This is a genomic window from Telluria beijingensis, from assembly GCF_030770395.1.
GTDB classification, from domain to species: Bacteria; Pseudomonadota; Gammaproteobacteria; order Burkholderiales; family Burkholderiaceae_D; genus Telluria; species Telluria beijingensis.
In genome coordinates, this window is record NZ_CP132480.1 from 4,169,051 (window position 1) to 4,182,818 (window position 13,768).

The following is a 13,768-nucleotide window of genomic DNA, read 5'->3' on the forward strand; positions in this document are numbered from 1 at the left end:
CGCGTATTCATGTGCGTGCTCATGCGTAGCTTCCTTTCATGGTGGCGACGAACAGGTCGGCCACGCTCGGGTGGCGGACTTCGCCGAGGGCTTCGAGCTGGGTGCGCGACAGGCCGCCGGCGCGCTGGGTATCGAACAGCATCACCGACTTGCCGAACATGGCGCGCTGGTCGATCGGCTGCAGGGCGCGGGCGGCGGCGGCTTTTTCGTTCGGCACCATCACCTCGACGTAGCGCTGGCCGATCTCTTCCATCGACGCCGCCAGCGCGATCTTGCCCTCGCGGATGAACAGCAGGTCGGTCAGGATGTGCTCGATTTCCTCGACCTGGTGGGTCGTGATGACGATGGTCTTGCCGTCGTCAAAGTAATCTTCCAGCAGGTTCTGGTAGAACTGCTTGCGGTACAGGATGTCGAGGCCCAGGGTCGGCTCGTCCAGCACCAGCAGTTTGGCGTCGATCGCCATCACCAGCGCCAGGTGCAGTTGCACGATCATGCCCTTCGACATTTCCTTGACCTTCATCGACGGCTTCAATTTCGTGCTGGCGATGTAGCGTTCGGCCTTGGCGCGGTCGAAGCGCGGATGCACGCCTTCGACGAAGTCGATCGCATCCTTCACCTTTAGCCAGCGCGGCAGGATGGCGACGTCGGCGATGAAGCACACGTCCTTCATGAGCTCATCGCGCTGGGTGCGTGGGTCGAGGCCCAGTACCGACAACTCACCCTCGAAGGGGATCAGGCCGAGTGCGGCCTTGAGCGTGGTGGTCTTGCCCGAGCCGTTGGGGCCGATCAGGCCGACGATGCGGCCGGCCGGGATCTCGAAATCGATGCCGTCGACGGCCACCTGCTTGCCGTAGCGCTTGCTCAAACCGCGTGCCGACAGGACTGGGCTCATGCGGCACCTCCGTGCGGATTGCCGCTGTTGCGCAGCAGTTGTTCGACGTCCAGGCCGAGGCGGCGGATGCGCTCGACCATGGCCGGCCACTCTTCGCGGATAAAGCGCTCGCGTTCGCTTGCCAGCAGTTTTTCGCTGGCGCCCTCGGTGACGTACATGCCAATTCCCCTTCGCTTTTCCACCAGGTGCTCGTCGACGAGTTCCTGGTATGCCTTCGACACTGTGATTGGGTTCAACTGATACTCGGCGGCGATCGAACGCACCGAGGGCAGGGCGTCGCCGGCCTTCAGTTCACCGTCGAGCATCATACCGACCACCCGCTCCTTGAGCTGGCGGTAGATCGGCGCGTTATCGTTCCAGCCGGCGGTCATCGTCGTCCTCCCAGCCGGTGCGGTGCAGCGTGGTGCCCATGCTTGCCTCCTTTAGTGATGTATTGAGGTGGTGTTGTACTTAACTATAACACCATGCGCGCAAATGTAAACATGCAGACGTCAAAACAGGAGGTGGCTGGACCGCCGACCCGGCGGATCAGTCGAGGTCGTGCCTTACGATGCTACCATCGGCATGCAGCGCGATCCAGCCGCCGCGGACCGGGTCGGCATCGAGCTCCCAGTCGGGTAACACGTAGCGCAGCTTGTCGCCATGTTCGTGCACGGCGGGGCGGTGGGTGTGGCCGTGGATGATGACGTCGGCCCCGGTCGCGGCGAACACGGCGTCGATCGCATCAGGCGTAACGTCCATGGTCTCGTACAATTTTTCGGTCTGCGCTTCGCGCGAGCCTTCGCGCAGGCCGGTGATGATGGCCTTGCGCTGCGCCAGCGGCATGCCGAGGAATTGCGCCTGCCAGGCAGGTTGGCGCACCTGGGCGCGAAACGCCATGTAGCCAGTGTCGAGCGTGCATTCGGCGTCGCCGTGCACCAGGGCCACGCGGCGTGCGCCGGCCTCGATCACGTGCGGCTCCTGCAGCAGGCTCAGGCCCGCGGCACGGGCGAAGTCGGCGCCGACCAGGAAATCGCGGTTGCCGGCCATCCAGCAGACGGCGGTACCGGCGTCATGCACGGCGCGCAGCGCGTCGACGATGCGGCGGTTGAACGGGTCGTCGAGGTCGTCGTCGCCGGCCCAGTATTCGAAGATGTCGCCGAGCAGGTAGAGGCGCTCGGCCTGCACCGCGCGCTCCGCCAGGAAGGCCAGGAAGGCGTCCACGGTGCGCGGGTGCGAGACCTGCAGGTGCAGGTCGGAAATGAACAGCGCGAACGGGCGCGCATGCAGCGTCATCGGATCGACGGATGCTGGTGCGCGCCGCGCATTACAGGATCTCGATCTTTTCGATGATCACGTCGTCGGCCGGCACGTCGGCATGCATGCCGCTGCGGCTGGTCTTGACGCCATTGATCGCGTCGACCACGTCCTGGCCATCGATGACCTTGCCGAACACGGCATAGCCCCAGCCGTCCTGGCCCGGGTAGTCGAGGAAGGCGTTGTTCTTGGTATTGATGAAGAACTGGGCCGATGCCGAGTGCGGCGCCGAGGTGCGGGCCATGGCCAGCGTGTACTTGTCGTTCTTGAGGCCGTTCTTGGCTTCGTTCTCGACGGTCGCTTCGGTGGCTTTCTGCTTCATGCCCGGCTCGAAACCGCCGCCCTGGATCATGAAGTCCTTGATCACGCGGTGGAAGATGGTGTTGGTGAAGTGGCCCTTGTTGATGTAGTCCACGAAGTTGGCAACGGTCTTCGGTGCTTTTTCGGCGTCCAGTTCGGCGGTGATCTTGCCCTGGTTGGTGGTGATGAGGATGGTCGTCATGTCGGTTCCTGTTCCGTGGGTTGTCGTGATGTGTGCTGCCATTGCAAATGCGGCAAAAGCGCTATTTTACTAGCTTGTCGCCTTTCAGGAGGGTGACGTTCGTGATCTTGATCGGCACCACCGGCACGTTCTGCATATTGCGCACGTCGTCCACGACCACGCCCTTGATCTTGTCGACCACGTCCTGGCCCTTCACCACCTTGCCGAACACGGTATAGCCCGAGCCCTTGACGAACGGATGGTCGATGCCCGAATTGTCGGCCACGTTGATGAACCATTGCGAGGTGGCGCTGTCGGGGTTGTCTTCGCGCGCCATGGCGATGGTATAGGGCTGGTTCGACAGGCCGTTGTCCGACTCGTTCTTTACTGGCTTGAGGGTCTTGCGGCCCTCGAACTTCTCGTTCATGCCGCCCGCCTGGATCATGAAGCCGTCGATCACGCGGTGGAAGATCGTGCCTTTATAAAAGCCCGACTTGACGTAGGCGGCGAAGTTGGCGACCGTCTTCGGCGCCTTTTCCTGGTCCAGCTGGAGCACGATCTCGCCCATCGTGGTCTTGACCGAGTATTGCGGGCCGACCATGGCCGGGGCCGCGGGGGCTTCCGGGGCGGCGGCCGCTTCGACGACCTCCTGGGCGTGCACGGCGCCGGCAAACAGCAGGCCGCTGGCGAGCATGGCGGTGGCGCCCGTCATGCGGGCAAGCAGGGAACGGCGGGTGATCGATGACGACATCTGGCTTCCTCTGGTGGACCTCGCGCAAGGCGCTGTCAAGGGTTTTCCCGAAAAATAAAGCTGGACCGTGGTCGGCCAGCCGGGATTTTATCAATGCTATACTTTACGAAAAGGGGTGCGCTGAGCGTCGTCGCATTCTATCAAATAAGAACAACACCGAGGAGCCAGGCGAACCCGACTTTCCGCTTCGTCCGGCGCTCCTTTTCCGAATCGGAATTCAATGAGCCAACTCAAGATTTACAACACGCTTGCGCGTGACAAGCAGGTATTCGTTCCCAAGGTCGCCGGCAAGGTCGGGATGTATGTGTGCGGCATGACCATCTACGATTACTGCCACGTCGGCCATGCGCGGATGATGATGGCTTTCGATGTCGTGTACCGCTGGCTGATGGCGTCCGGCTACGAGGTCGAGTACGTGCGCAACATCACCGATATCGACGACAAGATCATCAAGCGCGCGGTCGAGAATGGCGAGACCATCGGTTCGCTCACTTCCCGTTTCGAGAAATACATGGACGAAGACACGGCCGCGCTCGGCATCCTGCCGCCGACCGTCGTGCCGCGCGCCACCGAATACGTGCCGCACATGCTGTCGATCATCGAGAAGCTCGAGCACAAGGGCCTGGCCTATAAGACCGAGGACGGCGACGTCAATTACGCGGTGCGCGGTTTCGAGGGCTACGGCAAGCTGTCCGGCAAATCGCTGGACGACTTGCGCGCCGGCGAGCGCGTCGACGTCAACACCGGCAAGCGCGACCCGCTCGACTTCGTGCTGTGGAAAGCCGCCAAGGAATCCGAACCGGCCGAGGCGAAGTGGGACTCGCAATGGGGCCGGGGCCGTCCGGGCTGGCATATCGAGTGCTCGGCCATGTCGTGCGCCACCCTCGGCGAACACTTCGACATCCATGGCGGCGGCGCCGACCTGCAGTTCCCGCACCACGAGAACGAGATCGCGCAATCCGAAGGCGCTTTCGGCGGCCCGATGGTCAACTACTGGATCCACAACGGCTTCGTGCGCGTGGACAACGAGAAGATGTCCAAGTCGCTAGGCAATTTCTTCACCATCCGCGAAGTGCTGGCCAAGTACGATGCCGAAGTGGTGCGCTTCTTCATCCTGCGCGCCCACTACCGCAGCCCGCTGAACTATTCCGACGTCCATATCGATGACGCCAAGGGCGCGTTGACGCGGCTGTACACGGCGCTGTGCGATATCGACCTGGGCACGGACGAGGCCGGCGTCGACTGGGACCAGCCGCATGCGCGGCGCTTCCGCGAAGCGATGGACGACGACTTCAATACCGCGCTGGCGGTGGCCGAGCTGTTCGACCTGGCGAGTGAAGTCAACCGCAGCAAGTCGGTACAGTCGGCGCGCCAGTTGAAGGCGCTGGCCGGCGTGCTGGGCCTGCTCGAGCGTACTCCGCAAGCCTTCCTGCAGGCGGGCACGCCGGGCAGCGGTGGACTGGACGAAGCGGCGATCCTGGATGCGATCGCGCGCCGCGCGGCAGCCAAGGCCGCACGCGACTTCGCCCAGGCCGACGCGATCCGCAAGGAACTCACCGCAGCCGGCATCGTCCTCGAAGACAAGGCCGACGGAACGACCTGGCGCCGCGCATAATGGCAGCGAACAAGGACAAGGCCGGCGCCGCCGGCGCTGGCGACAGCATGCCGGCATCGGCATCGGCGCCATCGCAGGATGCGCTGGCGGTGCCAATCTACTGGGCCGAGGCCAAGCGCGAGCTGATGCAGCGCGACCGCATCATGAACAAGCTGATCCCCCAGTTCGGCGACCTGCACCTGCGCGGCCAGCCCGACCCGTTCACCACGCTGGCGCGCTCGATCGTCGGCCAGCAGGTGACGCCGAAGGCGGCCGACCTGGCCTGGGGTAAATTACTCGCTGTCTGTCCCAAACTCGCGCCGAGCCAGGTGATCAAGCTGGGCGCCGTCCAGTTGTCGGGCTGCGGCCTGTCCAAGCGCAAGACCGAATACATCCTCGACCTGGCCGACCATTTCAAGGCCAAGCGGGTGCATGCCGACCTGTGGTCGGAAATGGATGACGAAGCCGTCATCGCCGAGCTGGTCCAGATCCGCGGCATCACGCGCTGGACAGCCGAGATGTTTTTGATATTTAATCTGCTGCGGCCGAACGTCCTGCCACTGGACGATCCCGGCCTGATCCAGGGCATCAGCCAGAATTATTTCTCGGGCGAACCGGTCTCGCGCAGCGATGCGCGCGAGGTCGCCGCCAACTGGGAACCCTGGCGCACGGTTGCTACATGGTATTTGTGGCGCAGCCTGGACCCGATTGCGGCCCCTGCCTGAGCAGCGTAACTGAGCAATTGAGCTGAGCAATTCAGGCGTTCGACACGCCAACGGCTTACGGTAGAATAGCGCCCTGATCCGCCGCGCATAACGGAGCGCGGCCAAGACATTACCCCGGAGGTACAATGACTAAAACAACTTTCCTCAATTTTGAGCAGCCGATTGCCGAGCTCGATTCCAAGATTGAAGAGCTGCGTTTCGTGCAAGACGATTCCGCCGTCGACATCTCCGAAGAGATCGATCGCCTGGACAAGAAGAGCCAGCAGCTCACCAAGGACATCTATGCCAAGCTGACTCCGTGGCAAGTGTCGCAGATCGCGCGTCACCCGCAGCGTCCATACACGATGGACTATGTGAACGCGATCTTCACCGATTTCCATGAATTGCACGGCGACCGCACTTTCGCCGACGACCAGTCGATCATCGGCGGCCTGGCCCGTTTCAACGGCCAGCCATGCATGGTGATCGGCCACCAGAAGGGCCGCGACACGAAGGAGCGCGCGATGCGCAACTTCGGCATGCCGAAGCCCGAAGGCTACCGCAAGGCGATGCGCCTGATGAAGCTGGCCGAGAAGTTCGGCCTGCCGATCTTCACGTTCGTCGACACCCCTGGAGCGTTCCCCGGCATCGACGCCGAAGAGCGCGGCCAGTCGGAAGCCATCGGCCACAACCTGTTCGTGATGGCCGAACTGAAGGTGCCGCTGATCGCCACCATCATCGGCGAAGGCGGTTCGGGCGGCGCGCTGGCGATCGCCGTCGGCGACGCGGTGCTGATGCTGCAGTATTCGACCTATTCGGTCATTTCTCCGGAAGGCTGCGCCTCGATCCTGTGGAAGACCTCGGAGCGCGCCAGCGAAGCGGCCGAAGCCCTGGGCCTGACCGCACACCGCCTGAAGGCGATGGGCCTGGTCGACAAGATCGTCAACGAACCGCTGGGCGGCGCCCACCGCGATCCGAAGCAGATGGCGCAACTGCTCAAGCGCGCGCTGGCCGACAGCCTGCGCCAGTTCCAGGGCATGAAGACCAAGGACCTGCTCGATGCCCGTCACGCGAAGCTGATGAGCTATGGCAAGTTCAAGGAAACCTTGCCACGCGAGGAGTAATCCCCTGGGCCGTTCCACACGCGGGTCCAGCCCGGCCGGGCAGGTCCCGGCATCCTTCGCGCAGGCCATGCTTGGCCTGCGCGCCAAGTATTCCCCCCAATCCCTGGCAGTTGCCTGTAGCGGTGGCCTCGACTCGATGGTCTTGCTGCGGCTGGCGCACGACTGGTGCGCGCAGGAAGGCATCGCCTTGTGGGCCTTCCATGTCCACCATGGCCTGAGCCCGCATGCTGGCGACTGGCTGGCGCATGTCGAAGGCGCGGCCGGCGAACTTGGCGTCGGCGTCGACCACCGGCGCGTGACGATCCCGAACGACGGTTCCGGCATCGAGGCCGCGGCGCGCAAGCTGCGCTATGCGGCGCTGGGCGAGATGTGCCGCGCGCATGGCGCCACCTTGCTGCTGACCGCCCATCACCTCGACGACCAGGCCGAGACCGTGCTGCTGCAACTGCTGCGCGGCTCGGGGCTGGCCGGCCTGTCGGGCATGGATGCCGACAATCTCGCGCCTGGCCTGCTGGGCGTTGAGGCGCTGGCGATGGCGCGGCCCTTGCTGGCGCAGTCGCGCGCGGCGCTGGAAGCGTATGCGCAGGAACACGGCTTGCGCTGGGTCGAGGACGAGTCGAACCAGGATCCACGATATACCCGCAATGCGCTGCGCCACCAGGTGATGCCGGCGCTGGCGGCAAATTTCCCCGGTTTCCAGGCGCGTTTGGCGCGCGGGGCGATGCATGTCGCGTCGGCCCAGCGCCTGCTGGATGAGCTTGCGGCCGAAGACTTGATTGCTTGCCAGGATGGCGACGCGATCGACCTCGCTTACCTGTCGCGCCTGAGCACGGACCGGGTCGACAACGTCATGCGTCACCTGTTCGCCGTGCGCGGCCTCGCGATGCCGTCGACCGCCTGGCTGCACGAGATGGTGGCGCAGCTGTTCTCGGCGCGCGAGGATGCGCAGTTGAAGGTGACGCATCCGGGTTGTCATATTCGCCGCCATCGCGGCAAGCTGTATCTGACGCCGCATCTGCCGGATTTGGCCGGCATGCGCGACCCCGACGATATCGGCGTGCTCGACAGGGAAGGACAATCCTTCCGCTGGCAGGGCGAGGCGTCGATCGCTTTCCCGGACTATGGCGGCGTGCTGCACTTCGAACCGGCCGGGCAGGGGTTCGATGCGGCCTGGCTGCGGGGGCAGACACTGACGATCGATTTTCGCAAAGGTGGCGAGCGGCTCAAGCCGGCTGGTAATCGGCCGTCGCGCAGCCTGAAGGCGCACTATCAGGCGCTGGGCGTGCCGGCGTGGGAGCGCGAGCGCTTGCCGACCGTGTCGCGCGACTTCGATCTGCTGTTCGCGGCGGGCATCGGCATGGATTGCCGGCACTGGTCCGGCACGGGGCGCGAGCTGGTCGGACTGCGCTGGGAAGCGGTTTCAGGCGAAATTGTATAGGCAAGTGTTATAGCCTCACTGCATTAGGTTATTTTGTTTTCATATAGCTTTTTCGTTCTTCGAGCCTTGTGATGCCGCGTTGCAGCATGCTACATTAAGGGTCCCCTTTGATCTTTACACAAGCTGGAACCCTTCCCGATATGGCTTTAATTGTCCACAAATATGGCGGCACGTCGATGGGATCGACGGACCGTATCAAGAATGTCGCGGCCCGTGTGGCCAAGTGGCATGACGCAGGTCACAAAATCGTCGTTGTTCCGTCCGCGATGTCGGGCGAGACCAATCGCCTGATTGGCTTGGCCAAGGAAATCATGGCGCAACCGGACCCGCGTGAACTGGACATGATCGCCTCGACCGGCGAGCAGGTGTCGGTCGGCCTCCTGGCCATGGCACTGCTGGCCATCGGCAAGGATGCGGTGTCCTATACCGGCTGGCAGGCAGGCATCCGCACCGACTCCTCGTTCACCAAGGCGCGCATCCAGTCGATCGACGACACGCGCGTGCTGCGCGACCTGGCTGCGGGAAAGATCGTCATCATCACGGGCTTCCAGGGCATGGACGAGGACGGCAATATCTCGACGCTGGGCCGCGGTGGCTCCGATACGTCGGCCGTCGCGATTGCGGCCGCGCTGAAGGCCGACGAATGCCTGATCTACACTGACGTCGACGGCGTCTACACGACCGACCCGCGCGTGGTGGACGAGGCGCGCCGCCTGTCGAAGATCACGTTCGAGGAAATGCTCGAACTGGCCTCGCTTGGCTCGAAGGTGCTGCAGACCCGCTCGGTCGAATTCGCCGGTAACTACCAGGTGCCGACGCGTGTGCTGTCGTCGCTGACCGATCCCCTGATGCCGCTGGAAGAAGAATCCCAGTCCGGCACCCTGATTTCGTTTGAGGAAGAAAGCAATATGGAACAAGCCGTCATCTCCGGCATCGCGTTCAATCGCGACGAAGCAAAGATCACCGTCCTGGGCGTGCCGGATAAGCCGGGCGTTGCTTACCACATCCTGGGCCCGATCGCCGATGCCAATATCGAAGTCGACATGATCATCCAGAACCAGTCGGTGGACGGCAAGACCGATTTCACCTTCACCGTACCGCGCAACGACTACGTGCGCGCGATGAGCGTGCTGGAAGGCCAGCAGCAGGCGCTGGGCGCGGCCAAGGTGCTGGGCGACGCCAAGGTGTCGAAGGTGTCGGCGGTGGGCGTGGGCATGCGCAGCCACGTCGGCGTGGCCTCGCAGATGTTCCGTACCCTGTCGGAAGAGGGTATCAATATCCAGATGATTTCTACCTCGGAAATCAAGATCTCGGTACTGATCGACGAGAAGTACATGGAGCTGGCGGTGCGCGCGCTGCACAAGGCTTTTGGTCTCGAGCAAGGTTAACAAATTTCAAAATTTTTGGGCGTGCGTCCTTGACGCCATGAGGTCCAGCCCTTAAGATGCCTGCACTCAGCGCTGACGTGCAAACGTTGGTTCTGATGGGAGACGTGGCCGAGTGGCCGAAGGCACTTCCCTGCTAAGGAAGCATACGGCTTATACCCGTATCGTGGGTTCGAATCCCACCGTCTCCGCCAAGTATCATGAGAAAAGCCACCGCAAGGTGGCTTTTCTCATTCTGCGACGGAGCAGACGCCTGCGCGCCTTCCGGGTGGTCTCCAATGGAGCGATTAGAACGGTTGCGCGTATTCGCGCAACCGCGGCCTGCAGGATGTAGGCGAATCCCACCGTCTCCGCCAGATCAAGGTCCCAAGATGTTCAGGGACATCGAAGAACCCGCTCTCCATATAGAACAGCGGGTTTGTTGTTGGCCTATGCTTTCCAGGTTTGTTCTCGGACTGCCACTGAGTTTGGGGGCACGTCAAGGGCATCCCTCAAGCCCCGAAGCATGCCCCCAAAATACCGAAACACAGCACACGCTGAGCCCAATGCGACACGATTCGTCGTATAAAAGCCGACAATGGCTCCTTGATGGGGACGGCCGGCAGTAAAACGAGGTCGGCTGCATTGTCATGCAATCCGCGAACCTGAAACACGAGGAGAACAGTCTTGCAGATTACGATCACGCCTGAACAGCTTGCGTTAATGCGAGCGATGGTAAACCCTGTCTATGCCGCCCACATGGAGGCCGATTGCGAACTGCCCGGTTTTACCATTGCGATTTCTTTTCTGGATCCATACGGCACTTTCGCTGTCGGAAGCTGCGGCAATTCAAGTGTTGAGCTAGGAGAGGTTGCGGTGCAACCGCTGCAAGCGGGCTGGGGGCTCACCGACCAGGTCAGTTGATTCAGGCCCTGCTGTAATGGCCAGGGATCTGGGTACCCCGGATATGAATAGCTTGACAGCGCACGACATTATCGCGCGCGATGGCATCCCCGAGATACGCGATATGGAAACCGCGCACAAGGCAGGTCCGTTCGATGCTGGCGGGCGGAATGCGGCCTGGCATCGCCCATGGTGGCGTGCCGCCATTGCTCCTGGCCGTGAGCTGCCGCCGGCGGGAGATCATCGATCTGCTGGCCGCAGTTGCAGCGTCCCCGTCCAACCTGAAGGTCCATGCATGGCCCTGCCTCGAGTGGGTGAGTGAACTCGGGGATCCTACGGACGCGGAGTACGACAGCATCTGGGCAAGTCCTTCCGATGAAGTGGCGTGGCTGGCCAGTCTCGTTCAGCGGAACTGAGGCAGTCTTCACTGTTCAGTACCTCATGCCGGGTAATGACAACGGTCAGCATGCTGCCATAAAATTATTGACAGTATAGGTGTCGTAATATACTGTAACTATATCTTTTGCTCGCAGGACGCCGTCATGATCGACGTACCGCCGCAGTTCACGCTTGACGAACTCTGTTCCCTCACCGGCCTGAGCAAGCGCACCATCCGTTATTACATCCAGCTGGGGCTGGTAGCACGGCCTGACGGCGAAACGCGTGCCGCCCGCTATGGTCAAGGCCACCTCGAGAACCTGCTCGCCATCCGGCGCTGGACCGAGGACGGCCTGTCCCTCGAGCGCGTACGCGAACTCCTGTCGGGAATGGACGTGCCGCCACCGCCCCGGCCACGCCGGTATGGCGAACTCGAGGTTTGGAGCAGGGTGGAGCTGGCCGACGGCGTCGAAGTCAGCATCAATCCCGAACGGGCGAATCTGACGCCCGAGCAGGTCCGCCAGTTCCTCGCCGACGTGATGTCTGCCTTCGAAAAAATCCAGCAACGGGAACAACAGCAATGAGCCTGACATCCTTGATCCGTCTGAATGAAAGCCAGCCGTCCAGCCAGGTGCACTCCAGGCGCGCGCCAACCCCTCCCGTTCTCCAGTCGCTACGTGCGGAGGGGACGGTACACGGCCTGCTGCTGGAAATGCACGTGGAGCATACCTATCTCAATCCGGGCACGGTCAACATCGAGGCGGTCTACACCTTTCCCTTGCCGGTCGATGCCGTCCTGCTCGGGCTGGAGTTCGACCTGGGCGGACGCATCTTGCGGGGAAAGGTCGTGGCAAGCGGTGACGCAGAAGAGCAGTACGAGGCGGCGCTGGAGAACGGCGACAGCGCCGTCCTGCTCGAACGCGCCACTGACGGCGTCTACACCGCGAGCGTCGGCAACCTGCTGGGACGGGAGCAGGCCGTGGTCCGCATCCGCTACGCCCAGCTATTGTCGTTTTGTTCGGGCCAGGTTCGCATTACCATCCCCAACGTGATCGCACCGCGCCATGGCGAGCCTTCCGCTGCGCGGCTGCGCCTGCATCAGGTCCCCGCGCATGACGTTTTCATTCGCCATCCGTTCTCGGTGTCGGTGCGCCTCCATGGCCCCCTGGCGGGCGGCCGCATCAGTTCGCCGTCTCACGCGCTGGCCGTGCGTCACACTGGCGAGCATCTGGACGTCGGGCTGGCGCAGCCAGGTTCAGCCATGCTCGACCGTGACTTCGTGCTGCTGTGCGACGGCCTCGAAGGACGATCCATCGCCACCGTGGGCCGCGACGCCGACGGTGCGGTCGCCGTCGTCAGCTTCTGTCCAGCACCAAGGACAGAACAGCGGCATCGTCCGCTAAACCTGAAGATCCTGGTGGACTGCTCCAATTCCATGAATGGTGACAGCATCAAGGGCGCACGCAAGGCATTGCACGAGATACTCGCGCAATTGAATCCAGGCGACCGCTTCAGCTACAGCCGGTTCGGCGGACAGGTGACCCACCACAGCAATTCCCTGATGGCGGCCAGCGCGCGCGCCATCGCCGAAGCCGGTGGTTGGATCTCCCAGACCGCGGCCGACATGGGCAACACCGACATCCGCCATGCGCTGCTGTCGACCGTCGCACTCGGGCAGCCGGGCGAAGCCGACATCTTCCTGATTACCGATGGCCATGTGTGGGATACCGACCCGCTGGTCGCGAGCGCAACGAGAATGGGACAGCGCATCTTCGCAGTCGGGGTCGGGGCGGCGCCTGCGGCCAGCCTGCTGCAGCGACTGGCACGCGAAACGGGCGGCGCCTGTGAGCTGGTGGGCGCCAACGATGACGTGCATGCGGCCGTGCTGAGGATGTTCAGGCGCATGCGCCAGGCACCCGTGCGCGACGTCGCCGTGACGTGGGGAGGGGCATGCGTATGGCAATCCGATGTCGGCACGGCGGTATTCAGTGGTGACACCGTCCATGCCTGCGCAGGATTCGCCGATTCCGTACCGGGAGCGGCGACCATCGCGTGGACGGACAGCGGCGAAAACGTCCAGGAGCAGGCGATGCTGCCTGACAGCCTGATATGCGAGGGGGATACCCTCGCACGCGTGGCCGCAGCGTTCCGGCTTCGCACCCTGCCAGCCGAGCAGCAACACGCGTTGGCGCTAAAGTATCAGCTGGTGACCGCGACGACCAGCATGCTGGTCATTCATGAGCGCATGGGAGCGGACCGGCCCGCCACGCCCCCCGTGCTGCGGGTGGTGCCTCAAATGCACGCCGCAGGGCACGGTGGCTTCGGCGCCGTGGGGGCGGTCAAGGGGCCTGCCGTATGGCGCCGTGAACCGACGACTGCGCAGATTCACGGCTTGACGCGCAACGGTGGCGAGGCATACGACGTTCCTGCCTTCCTGCGCAAGCAGGAGCGGGTGACGCCTTACCTGTACCGCGAACAGTTACGCGCCTTCCTCTACATGCATGCGGCCTTGCTGCAGGGAGAAGAGCGCACAGTGACGTTCGCCGAGGTCGAAGACGTGCTGCCCGATCCCGTGCTGCGGCGATTGCGGGATTTGGCGGAACTGGGCCATGCCCCGCAAGAAGTGCTGTACCGGTTCATCGTCGCCGTGCACGGTTGTTTCTACCGCAGCTCATTGCCGGTGCGGCTATTCGAGAGGCTGCTTGCCATTGGGCGGCGCTCCGGGCAGATGAGCCCGCTCGATCAGCGGATTCATGCGGTTGCGCGCGAGGCGTATCATGCAACGCGCCCGGCTACGGCCGATATTCCAGCGTTTCTTCGAAAGCAGGCGGATTGATCGGTTT

At 63.0% G+C, this 13,768-nt stretch carries 13 protein-coding genes and 1 tRNA gene; 9 read left to right on the forward strand and 5 right to left on the reverse strand.

Translation table 11 applies throughout. The features are described from left to right. Nucleotides 1–19: 19 nt before the first annotated feature. From Q9246_RS18480 to Q9246_RS18500, 5 genes are all read right to left on the reverse strand, one after another. Nucleotides 20–892, reverse strand: coding sequence for an ABC transporter ATP-binding protein (locus Q9246_RS18480; RefSeq protein ID WP_306392168.1), 873 nt, complete (start codon nt 890–892; stop codon nt 20–22). Further along, the gene (locus Q9246_RS18485) at nt 889–1,263 is read right to left on the reverse strand and encodes a GntR family transcriptional regulator (RefSeq protein ID WP_306392169.1); all 375 of its coding nucleotides are present in this window, start codon (nt 1,261–1,263) and stop codon (nt 889–891) included. Before Q9246_RS18485 ends, Q9246_RS18480 begins: the two co-directional genes overlap by 4 nt. 157 nt (nt 1,264–1,420) lie before the next feature. Next, nucleotides 1,421–2,167: a UDP-2,3-diacylglucosamine diphosphatase gene (locus Q9246_RS18490; protein WP_306392170.1), complete on the reverse strand. Its 747-nt coding sequence runs from the start codon at nt 2,165–2,167 to the stop codon at nt 1,421–1,423. A 31-nt stretch (nt 2,168–2,198) separates the two neighbouring features. After that, complete coding sequence (locus Q9246_RS18495) at nt 2,199–2,690, reverse strand: peptidylprolyl isomerase (RefSeq protein WP_306392171.1); 492 nt, start codon at nt 2,688–2,690, stop codon at nt 2,199–2,201. A gap of 61 nt (nt 2,691–2,751) precedes the next feature. Then, nucleotides 2,752–3,420 (reverse strand): peptidylprolyl isomerase, encoded by a 669-nt coding sequence (locus Q9246_RS18500; protein ID WP_306392172.1) that lies wholly within the window; start codon nt 3,418–3,420, stop codon nt 2,752–2,754. A 220-nt stretch (nt 3,421–3,640) separates the two neighbouring features. Here Q9246_RS18500 and cysS point away from each other — a divergent pair, with 220 nt between their 5' ends. The 9 genes from cysS (at nt 3,641) to Q9246_RS18545 (ending at nt 13,761) form a co-directional block, all read left to right on the forward strand. Beyond that, nucleotides 3,641–5,035 (forward strand): cysteine--tRNA ligase, encoded by a 1,395-nt coding sequence (gene cysS / locus Q9246_RS18505; protein WP_306392173.1) that lies wholly within the window; start codon nt 3,641–3,643, stop codon nt 5,033–5,035. Next, nucleotides 5,035–5,739 carry a DNA-3-methyladenine glycosylase family protein gene (locus Q9246_RS18510; protein WP_422802332.1) on the forward strand — a complete coding sequence of 235 codons (705 nt, stop codon included), beginning with the start codon at nt 5,035–5,037 and terminating at the stop codon, nt 5,737–5,739. Before cysS ends, Q9246_RS18510 begins: the two co-directional genes overlap by 1 nt. 125 nt (nt 5,740–5,864) lie before the next feature. Then, nucleotides 5,865–6,842, forward strand: a complete 978-nt coding sequence (locus Q9246_RS18515) for an acetyl-CoA carboxylase carboxyltransferase subunit alpha (protein WP_306392174.1) — start codon at nt 5,865–5,867, stop codon at nt 6,840–6,842. A gap of 67 nt (nt 6,843–6,909) precedes the next feature. Then, the gene (gene tilS, locus Q9246_RS18520) at nt 6,910–8,280 is read left to right on the forward strand and encodes a tRNA lysidine(34) synthetase TilS (RefSeq protein ID WP_306392175.1); all 1,371 of its coding nucleotides are present in this window, start codon (nt 6,910–6,912) and stop codon (nt 8,278–8,280) included. Between the two features lie 140 nt (nt 8,281–8,420). Beyond that, on the forward strand, nt 8,421–9,668 hold the full coding sequence (locus Q9246_RS18525; protein ID WP_306392176.1) for an aspartate kinase: 1,248 nt from the start codon (nt 8,421–8,423) through the stop codon (nt 9,666–9,668). A gap of 98 nt (nt 9,669–9,766) precedes the next feature. Beyond that, a tRNA-Ser gene (locus Q9246_RS18530) sits at nt 9,767–9,859 on the forward strand. A gap of 472 nt (nt 9,860–10,331) precedes the next feature. After that, nucleotides 10,332–10,568, forward strand: a complete 237-nt coding sequence (locus tag Q9246_RS18535; RefSeq protein ID WP_306392177.1) for a hypothetical protein — start codon at nt 10,332–10,334, stop codon at nt 10,566–10,568. 521 nt (nt 10,569–11,089) lie between these two features. Further along, nucleotides 11,090–11,509, forward strand: coding sequence for a helix-turn-helix domain-containing protein (locus Q9246_RS18540; RefSeq protein WP_306392178.1), 420 nt, complete (start codon nt 11,090–11,092; stop codon nt 11,507–11,509). Beyond that, the gene (locus tag Q9246_RS18545) at nt 11,506–13,761 is read left to right on the forward strand and encodes a VIT and vWA domain-containing protein (RefSeq protein WP_306392179.1); all 2,256 of its coding nucleotides are present in this window, start codon (nt 11,506–11,508) and stop codon (nt 13,759–13,761) included. Before Q9246_RS18540 ends, Q9246_RS18545 begins: the two co-directional genes overlap by 4 nt. The last annotated feature ends 7 nt before the right edge of the window (nt 13,762–13,768 follow it).